General features: G+C 39.0%; 14 protein-coding genes. 2 read left to right on the plus strand and 12 right to left on the minus strand.

Annotated elements, in window-relative coordinates:
• Positions 1 to 39 precede the first annotated feature (39 nt).
• From H5157_RS06220 to queA, 7 genes are all read right to left on the minus strand, one after another.
• Entirely contained in the window at positions 40 to 849 is an 810-nt protein-coding gene (locus H5157_RS06220; RefSeq protein WP_182695500.1) for an ABC transporter substrate-binding protein, read from the minus strand.
• A 19-nt stretch (positions 850 to 868) separates the two neighbouring features.
• Positions 869 to 2656: a bifunctional diguanylate cyclase/phosphodiesterase gene (locus H5157_RS06225; protein ID WP_182724370.1), complete on the minus strand. Its 1788-nt coding sequence runs from the start codon at positions 2654 to 2656 to the stop codon at positions 869 to 871.
• Positions 2657 to 2785: 129 nt separating this feature from the next.
• A complete protein-coding gene (secF, locus tag H5157_RS06230) occupies positions 2786 to 3733 on the minus strand; it encodes a protein translocase subunit SecF (protein WP_002957828.1) in 948 nt (315 codons plus the stop codon).
• A 9-nt stretch (positions 3734 to 3742) separates the two neighbouring features.
• Positions 3743 to 5602, minus strand: coding sequence for a protein translocase subunit SecD (gene secD / locus H5157_RS06235; RefSeq protein WP_002957829.1), 1860 nt, complete (start codon positions 5600 to 5602; stop codon positions 3743 to 3745).
• A 19-nt stretch (positions 5603 to 5621) separates the two neighbouring features.
• Positions 5622 to 5957 carry a preprotein translocase subunit YajC gene (gene yajC / locus H5157_RS06240; RefSeq protein WP_002957830.1) on the minus strand — a complete coding sequence of 112 codons (336 nt, stop codon included), beginning with the start codon at positions 5955 to 5957 and terminating at the stop codon, positions 5622 to 5624.
• A gap of 25 nt (positions 5958 to 5982) precedes the next feature.
• Positions 5983 to 7110, minus strand: a complete 1128-nt coding sequence (gene tgt, locus H5157_RS06245) for a tRNA guanosine(34) transglycosylase Tgt (RefSeq protein ID WP_002957831.1) — start codon at positions 7108 to 7110, stop codon at positions 5983 to 5985.
• Between the two features lie 183 nt (positions 7111 to 7293).
• On the minus strand, positions 7294 to 8325 hold the full coding sequence (gene queA, locus H5157_RS06250) for a tRNA preQ1(34) S-adenosylmethionine ribosyltransferase-isomerase QueA (RefSeq protein WP_182724371.1): 1032 nt from the start codon (positions 8323 to 8325) through the stop codon (positions 7294 to 7296).
• A gap of 186 nt (positions 8326 to 8511) precedes the next feature.
• Here queA and H5157_RS06255 point away from each other — a divergent pair, with 186 nt between their 5' ends.
• On the plus strand, positions 8512 to 11043 hold the full coding sequence (locus H5157_RS06255) for a GGDEF domain-containing protein (RefSeq protein WP_039489071.1): 2532 nt from the start codon (positions 8512 to 8514) through the stop codon (positions 11041 to 11043).
• Between the two features lie 190 nt (positions 11044 to 11233).
• Positions 11234 to 11446 (plus strand): hypothetical protein, encoded by a 213-nt coding sequence (locus tag H5157_RS06260; protein ID WP_182724372.1) that lies wholly within the window; start codon positions 11234 to 11236, stop codon positions 11444 to 11446.
• Between the two features lie 18 nt (positions 11447 to 11464).
• On the opposite strand, the gene H5157_RS06265 is transcribed toward H5157_RS06260, so the two are convergent.
• The 5 genes from H5157_RS06265 to pstB all read right to left on the minus strand — a co-directional run bounded on the left by H5157_RS06265 (position 11465) and on the right by pstB (position 16185).
• Entirely contained in the window at positions 11465 to 12391 is a 927-nt protein-coding gene (locus H5157_RS06265; RefSeq protein WP_002957836.1) for a hydrogen peroxide-inducible genes activator, read from the minus strand.
• An 82-nt stretch (positions 12392 to 12473) separates the two neighbouring features.
• The gene (locus tag H5157_RS06270) at positions 12474 to 13742 is read right to left on the minus strand and encodes an inorganic phosphate transporter (RefSeq protein WP_024597536.1); all 1269 of its coding nucleotides are present in this window, start codon (positions 13740 to 13742) and stop codon (positions 12474 to 12476) included.
• Between the two features lie 39 nt (positions 13743 to 13781).
• Positions 13782 to 14459, minus strand: a complete 678-nt coding sequence (locus H5157_RS06275; protein ID WP_002957838.1) for a TIGR00153 family protein — start codon at positions 14457 to 14459, stop codon at positions 13782 to 13784.
• Positions 14460 to 14609: 150 nt separating this feature from the next.
• Entirely contained in the window at positions 14610 to 15311 is a 702-nt protein-coding gene (gene phoU / locus H5157_RS06280) for a phosphate signaling complex protein PhoU (protein ID WP_007586465.1), read from the minus strand.
• A gap of 46 nt (positions 15312 to 15357) precedes the next feature.
• Positions 15358 to 16185 carry a phosphate ABC transporter ATP-binding protein PstB gene (gene pstB, locus H5157_RS06285; RefSeq protein ID WP_002957840.1) on the minus strand — a complete coding sequence of 276 codons (828 nt, stop codon included), beginning with the start codon at positions 16183 to 16185 and terminating at the stop codon, positions 15358 to 15360.
• Between the last annotated feature and the right edge of the window lie 18 nt (positions 16186 to 16203).

Below are 16203 nucleotides of genomic sequence, written 5' to 3' on the forward strand. Positions count from 1 at the left end.
TAGCATACTAAAAAGGAGCCTAGGCTCCTTTTTTTGTGCCTAAAAATAAGGGTTATCGAGCTTAATCTCTATTGTTTTACCTTTTGTATAAGGTAGTGTATTTAAATCCTTTGCGAAGTATTCATTAAATAATGCATCAAACTCGCCGTTTGTCTGCATTAATATTAAGCCCTCCTCTACTGCCTTTGCCAATTCGGGTTTACTCTTAGTCACAAAATAATAAATACCCGTTGGGTAGCTTATATATAAATCAGGCACAACGACTAAGTTACTTTGTTTGTTTTCAATAAGCTCAGAATTAACCTCAATAAACGAGCGAGGAAAGTAATCTATTCGCCCACGGCTCGTTAAAGTGAACATGGCTTGGTAATTGGTAAGCGGCCTTACACGTAAGCCGTTATAGGACATTATTCTTGTATCTGGCCAGTTGTGACCCTGCACTGCTGAAAACTCTCCTAGCTGCTCTAGGGTTTTTACGTCTTTAAAGCGTGCTACGTTTTGTTTATTAGTGAGTAAAGCCCGCTTTCCTATATAACCTTTAAATAGTGGTATTTTAATAGCTAAAGCAAGTGCCTCTCGCTCTGGACTACTCATACTCCAATACATATCTAGTTCGTTATCATTTAGGTTTATGAGCTTACGTTTTTGCTGATCTGATATGGGAGTCATCCTAATAACCCCAGGATAGTTAACACTCTCAAGTGCACGTACCAGTAGCTCACTTAAGTACTCTTCTCGTGCGTTTTGAGTATCTTGCTTTTGGGCTACATTAATTATTTGCTCTTGCGCCATAAGTGCAAAACTTGCAAGCAGACCAAGTACACTGGTCGAGATTTTTATTGGCAACATAATAATTACCTATTTTTATTTAAATTACCTGCTTATTGCTTGCTAGGCGCACCACTGCGGGCGCAGGCCCTTTACGTTTGCAAATAAACAAATAACTATGGCGATAACGTTTGGCTTCTTTTTTAGCATCAGTTGCGAGTGCTGCAACTTGGTGACTGTTTTTACATTGTTGTAAATCAGGCTCAACTAAGCCAATCGATAACGTTAGTAGCGGCACAAATTGCTTTTCTCCTTCACGATTTGTGGCCCAATACCCTTCGCTCTTTATGTGCTCAGATGTAAAAAATATACGAGACTGGAGTTGAAATTGCTCAATAATGGTATTACATATATCAACCGCGTTGTGCTGATCAAACACCACCATAAAGTCATCGCCACCTATATGTCCTACAAAGTTAGCACTATTTTTACACGCTTGCACTGTTACATCAGCTAATAGTTTAATTACACTGTCGCCGCTAGCGTAGCCGTATAAGTCATTAAATTGCTTAAAATGATTTAAGTCTATATACGCGAGTGAAAACGGATTACTACCTTTTAATCGCTGCTCTATAGCTTCATTAATTGCCACATTACCAGGGAGCATAGTCAGTGGATTAGCGTGTTGTGCATGGCGTATTTTTTCTTCGGTTATGTGTTTTAAAATATCGCGAAGCGGCGCTAACCCTAAATAAGCGTTTTCTCTGGTTATCACTATATGGCGGCGTATATCAAAGTCCTGCTCAGTTATTTGCTTACTTACGGTATCGAGTAATTGATTTTCGTCAACGACTAAGGGCTGCTTATCCATCAGTGCAGTAACGGGGCGTTTATCGTAAAGAGCATGCCCATAGGGCGCTGCAAAAACTTCTGTTAATTGATCTCTGTGAAGTAACCCTACTGGCTGGTTTTCAGTATTTAACACTGCAATGCTTATGAGTGATTTATCTTGCTCAAAGAGCTTATGCGCATCTTTACAGCGAGTGTCGCTGCTTATTGCAAGTTGCGTAATCGATAAGCGACCTATAGCCATAGATTGATCAAACAATGTGTTTGATTGCGTAAATGAAAGAGCTTTTAGTTGCTCTGAGCTGAAATCTTCACTTGGCTTTATGCTTGGCTTTTCGAGTAAAAACCCTTGTACATTACTAATGCCTAAGTTTTCTACAAATGTAAGCTCTTCTGGACGCTCGATGCCTTCAGCAATAACCTGAGTATTAGTAGCTCTGGCCAAAATAGTAATAGATTTCAAAAACTCTTTTTTAACTTCGCTTTCATCACAATGATCAATAAAATAGCGGTCAATTTTTACAAAATCAGGGCATAGTTCAGACCATTGCTTTAACCCTGAATACCCAGCGCCTAAATCATCTATTGCTATAGTAAAACCGAGCTCTCGGTAATGGGCTATCGTTTTTAATAACAAGAAGCCATCATCTACTTTTTCTTGCTCAGTAACCTCTATAACTACACGGTTAGCAGCTAAGCCAAATTGCTCTATTAGGTGCAATGTTTCCCCTTTAGGGTGGCAAGGGTCTAGTAGTGTTTTAGGGCTTACATTTAAAAATAATTTACCTTGTAGGTTAAGCCTTACAAAGTTTTCAATCGCTTTAGAGCGACATAGTAATTCAAGCTCCGAAATTAAACATTCCTCATGGGCAACTTTAAATAACGTATTAGGCATTTCTAACGGGCTATTTTTAGGTCCTCGACTAAGTGCTTCGTAACCTAAAATAACTTGATTACTAATATCAAAAATAGGCTGAAACAGCGTTGTTATTTCACCGCTTTTTAAAATGTACTCTAATACTTTGCGCTGAATCGTCACGTATTTGCCTTACAACTATTTTGATTGGAGCAATAAAGTACCAAGTGTGTATGACATTTTTATTGCGCAAAAAAATGCGCTCATAAAAAAACCGCTCATAAGAGCGGTTTTTATTAAGTACAAACCTAGTTACGGCATAGCGTCTTGGTCTGCGCCTTCTTTTTCAATTACTTCAGGTATTAAATCTTCTTTGCTTACGCCCATTGCTATAGCAACAGAGCTTGCAACATAAATCGAAGAATAAGTACCAATAAACACACCAAACAGTAATGCAGTTGCAAAACCATGAATGGTTTGTCCGCCCCATGCAAACAAGGCAATCAATACTAAAATAGTCGTGATTGATGTTACAAGTGTACGGTTAAGTGTTTGTGTAAGTGAAATATCAATAATTTCTATCGTATCGTCAATGCGTACCTTACGGAAGTTTTCACGTATACGGTCTGATACAACAATCGTATCGTTAAGTGAATAACCAATTACCGCAAGAATTGCCGCTAATATAGTTAAATCAAACTCTAAACCTAATACCGAAAATAAACCCACAGTAATGATAACATCGTGTAGTAGTGCACCTACCGCACCTACTGCAAAGCGCCATTCAAAACGAAACGCAACGTAGATTAAGATACAAATAAGCGCAGTTAACATGGCAAGGCCACCCTGCTCTTTTAAGTCTTCACCTACACTTGGGCCTACAAATTCAATACGGCGCATTACTACGCTGTCGTCTGCTTTTTTAAGTGCATCGATTACTTGGTTACCAATTACTTCAGCTTTTACATCGCTACCGCGTGGTGCTAAGCGAACTAAAATTTCTTGGCTTGAACCAAATAGCTGCACTGATGCATCAGCAAAACCATTATCAGCTAGTGCATCACGTACTTTTTTAAGGTCAGCCGGTTGTGAAAAACCCACTTCTACCGCAGTACCGCCGGTAAAATCTAAACCAAAGTTTAGGCCTTTGATAAAAATTGATGCAAACGACGCTAAAATTAGTAGCGTCGAGAAACCCATAGCCACTTTTCGAAGAGACATGAAACGAAGGGTTCTACTACCCAAACTTAAAATTTGCATGTCTGCTCCTTAAATCGAAAGTTTATCAATGCGTTTACCACCAACAAATAAGTTGATTACCGCACGGGTACCAACGATGGCTGTAAACATTGAAGTTAAAATACCAATCGCAAGTGTCACTGCAAAGCCCGCAATCGGACCAGTGCCCACTGCAAACAGTATAATGGCAGCAATTAGTGTCGTGATGTTGGCATCAAATATAGTGCTAAATGCGCTATCGTAACCAAAATGAATCGCTTGTTGAGGGCTACGGCCATCGGCCAGCTCTTCACGAATACGTTCAAAAATAAGTACGTTAGCATCAACCGCCATACCTACCGTTAATACAATACCGGCAATACCTGGTAGCGTAAGTGTAGCGCCCGGAATTAAAGACATAACACCTACAATTAGTACTAAGTTAGCCGCAAGCGCAAGGTTTGCAACCATACCAAAGCCTTTGTAGTACACAAGCATAAACACAAGTACAAACGCAAAACCAAGTGCAACCGCAGTCATACCCGCTTCAATATTTTCTTGACCTAAACTTGGACCTACAGTGCGCTCTTCAACAATTTGAATTGGTGCTACAAGCGCACCTGCACGAAGTAGCAAACTTAAGTTATGTGCTTCAGCTGGGTTATCGATACCTGTAATACGGAACGAGCGATCAAGACGTGCTTGAATTGTTGCTACGTTAATAACTTCTTCAACCTTAATAGGCGGAAGCGCTTTACCATCTGCATCTTTTTTACCTGATGGCTTGTACTCAATAAATACCGTTGCCATACGCTTACCAATAGCACGCTTGGTAAAGGCATTCATTTTTGCCCCACCTTTGCTATCTAACGTAATACTTACTTGCGGACGTTGGTATTCATCAGCGCCAGATTGCGCGCCCGTAATATGGCTGCCCTCTAAAATAATACGCTTTTTAAGTACAACAGGGTAACCGTCGCGGCTCATGATCATTTCAGTACCCGCTGGGATACGACCTTGGGCAGCAGCGCTAATATCTGCGTTTTCGTCTACTTCACGAAATTCAAGTGTTGCTGTCGCGCCTAAAATTTCTTTAGCACGTGCAGTATCTTGAATGCCTGGTAGTTGAACAATAATACGCTCAGCGCCTTGGCGTTGTACGTTAGGCTCTGCAACACCAATTTGGTTGATACGGTTACGAATAATCGTTTCATTTTGCTTGATAGCGTAGTCACGAATCTCTTTGAGTTTTTGCTCACTCATTGTCGCAAAAAATGCTTTATCGTTACTGCTGTCATCAATGTAGACATTTAGCGGGTAGCGAGTTTCTAAGAAACTCTCTGCAGCATTTTTGTCTTCTTCGGTACGCATTTCTACACGCATACGATCGGAGCCTGCTACGCGGCGAACACTACGATAACGTAGTTTTTCTTCGCGCAGGTCACTGCGAAAATCTTGTTCCATTTGCTCAAGCTGGTTATCAACCGCTGTTGCCATGTCGATTTCCATGGTGAAATGTACGCCACCACTTAAATCAAGACCTAGCTTCATAGGGTTACCACCAACCGCTTTTAACCAAGCTGGTTGAGCAGGTGCCATATTAATAGCAGAAATGTAATCATCGCTCAGCGAATCACGAAGTAAGTCATGCGCTTTAAGTTGCTCTTCAACATTTTTTAAACGAACTAAAATTTGTCCATCTTCAAGTATTGTCGATTTAGCGGTTACATTATTTGTTTTAAGGATTGCGTTTACTTTGTCTACAACACTGAGATCGACATCAGCGCCTTTAGCACCTGAAACTTGTATGGCCGGATCGCGACCATACAAGTTTGGAGAGGCATATAAAAGGCCAATGGCTACCACAGCTAAAACAAGTAAATACTTCCAAACTGGAAACTTGTTTAACACGGGGTCGTCCTTATTATTTTTATAGCGACTTCATTGTGCCTTTTGGCAATACTGCAGATACTGCAGATTTTTGTACTGTAACTTCTGCTTGCTCGTTTAAAGAGATAACGATGAAATCTTTCTCTTCAGAAATTTTCACAATTTTACCCACTAAACCGCCTTGGGTAAGTACTTCATCACCTTTAGCCATCATACTCATTAAGCTTTTGTGCTCTTTAACGCGCTTAGCTTGTGGGCGGTAGATTAAAAAGTAAAAAACCAAACCGAAAATAGCTAACATTATTAGCATTTCCCAACCACCGCCTGCCGCAGGTTGACCAGCTGCTGCGTGTGCATTTGAAATAAATAAACTCATGATACTTCCTCTTTAATTTTAAAGTTTAATTTTTTATATCTGCTAACTCTGGCACATCTTGGCCTCGGCGAGCATAAAAATCTTGTACAAATTCTTCTAATTTACCTTCGCTAATTGCATTACGTAAACCTTCCATAACACGTTGATAGTAACGTAAGTTATGAATTGTGTTTAGTCGCGCACCTAAAATTTCGTTACATTTATCAAGGTGATGCAAATAAGCTCGTGAATAGTTTTTACACGTATGGCAATCACACTCAGGGTCAAGTGGCCCTGTATCTGTTTTATGCACTGCGTTACGTATTTTTACTACACCCGTGGTAATAAATAAATGCCCGTTACGCGCATTACGTGTTGGCATAACACAGTCAAACATATCAATACCACGGCGAACCGACTCAACTAAGTCTTCTGGCTTGCCTACACCCATAAGGTAACGAGGCTTGTCTTCTGGCATTTTAAACGCACAATGATCAAGGATATTCATCATTTCGTTTTTAGGCTCACCTACTGATAGGCCACCTAATGCATAACCGTCAAAACCAATTTCTTCAAGGCCAGCTTGTGATTGTGCACGTAATTCTGGGTACATACCACCTTGGATAATACCAAATAAAGCAGATGGATTATCGCCATGCCCTTCTTTTGAACGCTTAGCCCAACGAAGAGATAACTCCATAGAATCTTTAGCTTCTTTTTCAGTTGCTGGGTATGGCGTACACTCGTCAAAAATCATAACGATGTCTGAGCCTAAGTCGCGCTGTACTTCCATCGACTTTTCAGGCGACATCATAATTTCATCACCATTTACTGGAGATTGAAATAAAACGCCTTCTTCAGTGATTTTACGCATTGCGCCTAAGCTAAATACTTGAAAACCGCCTGAGTCAGTTAAAATTGGGAAGTCCCAATTCATAAAGTCGTGTAAATCACCATGTTGTTTAATGATCTCAGTACCTGGGCGAAGCATTAAATGAAAGGTATTACCTAAACATATTTGCGCACCAGTGGCTTTAACTTCATCTGGCGTCATACCTTTTACAGTACCGTAAGTACCAACAGGCATAAAAGCAGGTGTTTCTATTACACCACGGTCAAAAATTAAGCGGCCGCGGCGCGCTTTTCCGTCAGTACAATCTAATTCAAATTTCATATCATCCTCAATGTCGGAAAAACAGTCCAACAAGCTATAATTTAACCGCCTGATTCTACCCTTTTTGCCTCACTAATACTATTAGCTGCGATAAATTCAGTTTTGCCAATTGCCGCAAACAAAAACCCCAGCAACTAAGCTGGGGGTTTTAATATATTCTACTGAGTATTAAACAATATTTTGTTACTTACGTGTTAAAAACATCGCGTCGCCATAACTAAAAAAGCGGTACTGCTGCTCTATTGCAGTATTGTAAGCGCCCATAATATTGTCTTGGCCGCTAAATGCGCTGACTAACATTATAAGCGTTGATTCTGGTAAGTGAAAATTTGTGACCATGGCATCAACAACATTAAATTGATAACCAGGAAAAATAAATATATCGGTATCACCAAAATACGTATCTAACTTGCCGCCGTGAACTTTAGCAGCCGACTCTAATGAGCGAACTGAAGTTGTGCCTATCGCAATTACACGCCCACCATTTGCTTTAGTTTGCGCAACAGCTGCAACTACGTCATCAGGTACTTCTATGTATTCTGAGTGCATTACATGCTCATCAACACTATCAACTCGTACCGGCTGAAAAGTACCAGCGCCAACGTGTAGCGTAACAAAAGCCATATTTACGCCTTTATCTTTGAGTGCTGTCATTAACTTATCGTCAAAATGTAGACCTGCAGTTGGTGCTGCAACTGCACCTGGTTTTTCACCATAAACAGTTTGATAACGCTCACGGTCAGCATCGGTATCAGGTCGGTCAATATAAGGAGGCAGTGGCATATGGCCAATATCATTAAGTATATCTAACACGTTTTGGCTATGATCGAACTCAAGCTCAAATAAAGTATCGTGGCGTGCAACCATTATTGCCTTGGCTTTGCCTTCTAAAATAACTTCGTTACCGACCTTAAGCGACTTACTTGCCCGTACATGCGCAAGTACGCGATGGTCATCTAATACCCGCTCTACAAGTACTTCAACTTTTCCGCCTGAAGCTTTTTGACCAAACATACGTGCTGGAATAACGCGTGTATTGTTAAAGACCAATAAATCGCCTTCGTTTACTAAATCAAGTATATCGCTAAACACTTTATGTTCTAAAGTTCCGCTTGGGCCATCTAAAGTGAGTAGACGGCTGCTGGTTCTGTCCGCTTTAGGAAAACGAGCTATTAATTCATCAGGTAAGTTAAAGCTAAAGTCAGCCACGCGCATAATTAGTAATCCACATCATTTAAAATCGCGCCAAGTGTATATGTATCGGATATTAAGCTCAAGAAATCAGCCAAACTTATAATGTCTGTTTGCGTGTTTGCCACTAAATTCTCTTGTTCTTATGGTTAAATGTCACTATTCTTATTCGGCTAAATTATTATAAGTTATATTAGGGGTGTTCAACTCGTGCCAAACCAGCTTAAATTGCTAATATTAAACGCAAGTAGTGCTGAACGTCGCGCGATTAAGGGCACTTTAGAGAGCTTAAATGTATTTACCTTTATTGATGCCCAAGACAGCCAACAAGCTTTAAAGCTTTTAAAACAACACCCTGTTGATATTATAATAACGGGCATTAATGTTGGTAAAATTGATGGTTGGCGCTTTTCTAGGATGATCCGCTCAGGATTATTAAAAACACCAAAAAACACACCAATCTTACTTATTCCGCCAATTTACTGTGAGCGGATTGCCGAAACAACAGCCCGAAGCTATGGGATAGATGCTGTACTACCGTTTGAGCACAAAGATATGCTCCCTCAAGTACTTGCGAATGTTTTATCTACTCACTTAGAAAAAAGTAGCCGGCTAAACTTATTATTATTAGAGCCACTTCAAAATACGGCCGACAAAATAAGTGAACAGCTAAAGTTAAACTTTGCTATCACTCACGTAACTTCAGCTAAAGCGGCACTTAACGCTTATAACCAACAGCAGTTTTCAATTGTGCTACTCGATGCCACTACATCAAGTGCAGAGAGCTCGAGTGTACTCGTTGAAGAAATCCTCCAGCACAATTCTAAACAAGCTATTGTTACAATTATAGAAAGTGACGATGCCGATTACGCTGAGCAGCTTTTGCTTTCGGGTGTTACCGACTTTATTAGAGCCCCTTACGATCCTTCATTTTTAAACAAAGTGTGTGACCACGCCGCACGACGTGAAGATTTTATGGTGAGTTATGCTGAATTTGCTTACAAAGTAGAACAATTAAGCGTGAGCGAAGTGCGTTACAAAGAGTTATTTTCAGCTCATCAGCGTATTTTATTGCACTTAAATACAGTTGTTTTAGAGCTCGATCAGCAAGGTAATATTCGTTTTATTAACCCCGCATGGGAAACATTAAGCGGTTTTGGTGTTAAATCATCACTACAAAACCCATTAAGCGCTTATTGTAATAACGAAGATAAAGGAAGGCTTGACTACACTATTAACGATATTTTACATGGTGGCGAGCAACAGCAACAAATAGAAGTAAAGTTAACCCACAAAAATGGCAATTTAATTTGGGTTGAATGCAGATTGCAGCTAATAAAAAATAGTCGTAACAACGCGACTATAACCGCAACTATCGACAATATACACGAACGAAAGCAAGCTGAGATTCAACTACGTCATTTAGCACACCATGACCCATTAACTGGTTTACATAATCGTTATTATTTTGATCAACAGCTTAATAAAATATGCCAAGATAAATACACCTATGATGGCATAGAGCATGCTGTTATTTATATTGACCTCGATCACTTTAAAATAATAAACGACAGTAAAGGCCATCATCAGGGCGATATAGTTTTAAAAGAAGTGGCGCAATTATTTAAAGCAAATATTGGCGACGATCACCTGGTATGCAGAATTGGTGGGGATGAATTTGCAGTCATACTTACCAATATGAATTTACTGGATGCACACCTTATTGCAGAAGGTGTGTGTAGTGCGATAGAAAAACATGCTTTTAAATCAGAAGATCAGATATACACTATTAGCTGCTCTATTGGTTTAACTCAAATCACGACACAAAATAATGACCCTAATGAGTGTTTAAAACAAGCCGATATTGCTTTGTATATTGCCAAAAACCTAGGGCGTAACTTAGTACATTGCTATTCAAAAGAAGATGCTCAAAACAATACACTACAAACAGGGCTTGAATGGGGCCATGAAATTCGCCAAGCACTACAGCAAGATAATATTGAACTACATTACCAACCTATTTGGGATTTTAAAGAGTGTAAAGTTGCTTATTTTGAAGCGCTTTTACGCTTAAAACTAAAAGGTGAACTCGTATACCCAAATCAGTTTATTCCTTCTTTAGAAATGCTTAACGACACATTTTTGATGGATCAATGCGTTATACGTAATGCTATTGCTTGTGTATCTAAGCACCCAGAGTTAAACCAAGTTGCTATTAATTTGTCAGCACAATCGTTCTTAGATGAACGCTTATTGCCATTAATTGAATCAAACCTTGAAAAGTATAACGTGCCTGCTTCGCGGATAATTTTTGAAATAACTGAATCTGCGAGTATTAATAACCTAAAGGCCACTCGTAAAATGATTGAGAAGCTTAATAGCTTAGGCTGTCATTTTTCTATCGATGATTTTGGAACTGGATTTAGTACATTTAATTATTTAAAACAGCTACCAGCACAGCATGTAAAAATTGATGGCTCATTTGTAAGTGATATGCTCAATGACCCTATAGATTTAGCGTTAGTAAAAGCAATAAATGATATTAGTCGGTCTCTCGATAAGCGCTCTGTAGCTGAGTACGTTGAAAACGAAGAGATATTTTTTGCACTAAAAGAAATTGGTGTTGATTATGGGCAAGGCTACTTTATTGCACGCCCAATACCTGTTGAAAAAGTAAAAGATGAACTCGAAAAAATTTCTAAAAATAAAACGTTTTACCAACAACAAGCTAGCCCAAAATAAACAAAATTAAACAATTTTAATCATTTTATTACTACCAATATTACCTTTCTTGCCTATACTTTCAGCATCAAATAAAAATGTCGTGCCTTTTTATGCTTTTCACTTTAAAAACATGACATTACCTTTTGGCGGCGTAGTACCGATATTTATAGTGGGTTTCAAAGCTATTTAAGCTTTTAAGGAAGAAGGTATGACACAACTAGTTATGTTATTACTGATTATACATTTTGCAATCGCGTATCAGTGTTACCGCTACGCGAATATTAAAGGCTACCCAGTTAAGGTTTTTACTGTATTAGGCTTCGTGCCTTACTTTAACTTGGTGGTATGGATTTATTTATTATTTTTACCTGAACTTGAGCCTTTTGAAAGTCATCTTCAAAATCAAAAGCAGCCTTTGTAGGCTGCTTTAGTTCACTTATTATTCTGCTTTAGAAAAATCTAAACTACATTGACGCTTTAAAAACACCTCAAGCTGTTGACTAAATAGCCTAAAGTCTCGAATTCGGCCCGTAGTTTTACGCCACAAGATACCAATATCTCTATATGCATCACTTTGTGATGGTGTAGCCACCATATTTTTATTATCTAAAATACCCGCATTAATCGCCATCTGTGGTAAAAAAGTCACCCCGAGCTGATGTTCAACCATGCTTAATAGAGTATGTAAGCTTGCAGCTTCAAATGGGTTAATACAACTGGCACGGTTTAAGTGACATGCACTAAGCGCATGGCCCGTCATGCAGTGCTCGCGCTCTAATAAGAATACGCTAGCCTCTGGTAATAGGTTAAAGTCGACTACGCCCTTTGCAGCGCTGTAATCCTTATGGTGCACTAAACTAAACTGATCTTTTGCCAATACTTGTGTATGAAATTTATCTGTTTCGTACGGCAGTGCAAGTAGCGCTAAATCAATATGCCCATGTTCAAGTTTATCCAGTAGCTTGTCACTCGTATCTTCAATTAATACCAGCTCTAAATCACAAAAGGTTTCTTTACAAAAATGATAAAGCGGAGCCGCTATAAAGCTTGCAATTGTAGGTATAACACCCACAGTCAGCTTACCACTTAGTGGTGTTAAAAAGCTTTTTGTAAGTTCTTTTAAACTAATTGTATCGTTAATTATTTTACGAGAACGCTCAACAACTTCTTCACCAATACTGGTAAACATAAGGCTGCGATTTTCACGCTCAATTAGCTGACAGCCTAGTGTTTCTTCAAGATTTTGAATAGCGCTACTTAAAGTAGATTGTCCTATAAAGCAGGCGCTAGCGGCTCTGCCAAAGTGCTGATGTTGATGAACAGCTAATAAATACTGTAGTTGTTTAATACTTGGAAGGTTAGTCATTTTTTCTTTCCACAAATAAAAAGACCCCAACACCTAGGGCATTGAGATCTTTTCAAGCTAAAAGTCTTTGAGTACTTTTTTATTAAACCCCAAATGCGGTTCTTAGTACGTAGAAAATAACAATAGCAAGGGCAGCGCCAACTGGCAATGTAATTACCCAAGAAACTACAATGTTTCTGATAACACCCATGTTAAGCGCGCCAATTCCACGTGCCATACCTACACCTAATACCGCACCCACTAGGGTTTGAGTAGTAGAGATTGGCATACCAGTACCTGAGGCAATAACAACGGTAGAAGCAGCAGCTAGTTCAGCAGCAAAACCACGGCTAGGTGTTAAATGTGTAATACCTTCACCAATTGTTTTGATTACTTTTTTGCCTAAAATAGCAAGACCAGCAACAATACCAAAACCACCTAGAGGTAGAATCCACCAAGCAATAGCTGCTTTTTTAGCAATTTCACCATTGTTTTCAACAATGTTTACAACAGCTGCTAGTGGACCAATTGCATTAGCAACGTCATTAGAACCATGTGCAAATGCCATACAACATGCTGTTAGTACCATAAGAACAGCAAATACTTTTTCAACATTGTTGAACTGCATTTGTTTATCTGCTTTTGGATCAATATTTAAGCGAGATATGGCAATTTTACCAATCACAGCAACAACTATTGCAACACCTACTGACAGTGCATAGCCTTCAGCTGAGCCTAGGTCTATACCAACGTGCTTTAAGCCCTTTTTAATTGTAACCAATGCCATGATAAAACCTGCTAAGCCCATATAAAGAGGGACATAACGTTTAGCATTTTTTAGTGGTGCATCTGTATTAAAGATAAGCTTTTGTGCACTCATGAATATTAAGTATGCAATAAAGCCTGATATGGCAGGTGTTATAATCCAACTACCTACAATACCACCTACTTTATCCCATTGAATCGCCTCAGTACCTACTGCAACTAACGCAAAACCAATGATTGCACCAATGATTGAGTGAGTTGTAGATACAGGCCAACCTAAGAACGAGGCCATTAATAACCAAGCACCGGCTGCAAATAAAGACGAAATCATACCCAGAACCATTAATTCCGGAATATCTGCAAATGGTGCTGCATCAATAATTCCTTTACGAATTGTTGATGTAACCTCACCACCTGCTAAATAGGCGCCTGCAAATTCAAAAATCATCGCTATAAAAATAGCTTGTTTGATTGTTAGCGCTTTTGAACCTACAGATGTACCCATGGCGTTCGCTACGTCGTTCGCGCCAATACCATAAGCCATAAAAAAGCCGACTGCTGCGGCAATTAAAATTAATACCGTGCCGTAAGATGCAATGATATCCATTGTAAAACCTTAATCTTTCGTGTTTGAACTGATTTTAAATTAACGAGCTAACATCAGCTCAAGACGTGATCCTACGCGCTCTGCAATATCTGCAAGCTCGCCAACCCATTCAATGATTTTATATAAAAACATCACATCAATTGGGTTTAACTCACCCTCTACATCACGTAGCTGGCGGCGTACTTTTATCTGCATTTCGTCCGTGTCTTGTTCTATGGCATCCAATTCAACTAACATTTTTTCTACTAAGGTGACTTCTCGACCTTTAAAACCCGTTTCTAGCAATTCTTCTAATTCGTTAATTGCTTTAGATGCTTGTTTAGTCGCATCTACACAACGGGTTAAGTAAGCTAAGAAATCAGCTTGCATAACTTTAGGAATGGTCATTTCACGACCAATCACTCGTCCTGCAATATCTTTTGCTTTATTGGCAATTTTATCTTGTTGAGTTACTAATTCGAGAAGATCTGTACGCTCTACCGGCATGAATAAACCACGTGGCAATTGTAAGCGTATATCTCTTTTCATATCATCAGCTTCACGTTCTAAATTGCGAATAGTGATGCGAAGCTCTTCAGCTTGTACCCACTCTTCTTTAAATACGTGATTAAAAAAAGGTATCAAAGCTTTACTTGCTTGATGAACCTTCTTGATGTGTTCTTCCATTGGTTTGATAGGAGATTTTGCAAATACTCCTAAAAACGCGTTTGTAGGCATAACTGACCCTTTAATCAAATTGATATGCTTTGCAGCATGAATTTTACAGTATTAACCAAGATTGTGAACGCTTTTTATTACTTCACTAAGGCTTGCAATGCATAAAGCGGCACTAAGCCGCTTTAATAAAAAAGAAAAATAGGTAAAAAATTATAGCGATTTTTCTATATCTTCTTGAGATGTATGACGAATATCTTTGCCATTTACAAAATAAATAATGTATTCCGCAATATTTTGACAGCGATCACCTATGCGCTCTAATGAACGAACAGACCAAACTAAGTCCATAATTTTAGGGATTGAGCGTGGATCTTCCATCATATAAGTCATTATTTGACGTGTGATAGCTTCATATTCACGGTCAACTTTTGCATCTTCTTTATGTACTTGAAATGCGCGCTGCACATCCATACGTGCAAATGCGTCTAGTACATCATGTAACATCTTTAAAACTTGGCGGCCCATATTCTCAATATTTACTAACAAGTCTTGTTGATCTTTAGTAAATGAGTCTAGTGCAACTTTAGCAATTCGCTCAGCTTCATCGCCAATACGTTCTAAATCTGCAATAGTTTTTGCAATTGCAATCACTAAACGTAAGTCACTTGCTGCAGGCTGACGACGAGCAATGATACGCGTACATTCTTCATCAATGCTGACTTCCATTGCATTTACTTTGTAATCGTTCTGACGTACCTTTTGAGCAAGCTCAGCATCGTTACGACTCACCGCATCAAGCGCGCTATTTAATTGCTGCTCAACTAAGCCACCCATACTCAATACATGGTTACGTACATTTTCTAGTTCTTGGTTAAAGCGCCCAGAAATATGCTTATTAATATTATGTTCCATAGTTACCTTCTCTCTTAATCTTGTACAACACGCTATAACGGGCTAATTAACCGTAACGACCGGTAATGTAATCTTCAGTCTTTTTCTTCGTTGGTGTAGTAAATAAGGTATTTGTGTCTGAGTATTCAATCAATTCGCCCATATACATAAAGGCTGTTTGATCAGATACACGCGCTGCTTGTTGCATGTTGTGTGTAACAATAACAACGGTAAATTTGTTTTTTAAATCGTTTATTAGCTCTTCGATTACCAAAGTAGAAATAGGGTCGAGTGCTGATGTTGGTTCATCAAGTAAAAGTACCTCAGGCTCAATTGCAATTGAGCGAGCTATAACTAAACGTTGTTGCTGACCACCCGATAAGCCAAACGCGCTATCGTGCAATCTATCTTTTACTTCATCCCACAAAGCAGCACCACGAAGTGATTGCTCTACTACTTCATCTAATTTACGTTTCTCTTTAATGCCTTGTAAGCGCAGGCCATAAACTACATTTTCATAAATTGATTTAGGAAATGGATTAGGGCGCTGAAACACCATGCCTACATTACGACGAAGTGCTGCTACATCTACGCTCTTATCGTAAATATTTTGACCATGGAGTAATATTTCACCTTCAATACGGCAAATATCAACCAAATCATTCATGCGATTAATACAACGCAGTAATGTTGATTTACCACACCCAGACGGCCCGATAAACGCAGTTACTTGGCCTTTAGGAATGTTCATATTAACTTTATTAAGCGCCTGCTTATCACCGTAGTAAAGATCGAGGTCTTTAATCTCTAGCGCTTTTTGATCATCCGTTAAATTTTCTAGGTCTAACTTTTGACCAATATTAGCTTGGTTTACTTGTGGAGCGACTGTAATCATTTTTGTTACCTATAAAAT

Source organism: Pseudoalteromonas sp. SG43-3 (assembly GCF_014164385.1).
Taxonomy (GTDB): domain Bacteria; phylum Pseudomonadota; class Gammaproteobacteria; order Enterobacterales; family Alteromonadaceae; genus Pseudoalteromonas; species Pseudoalteromonas distincta.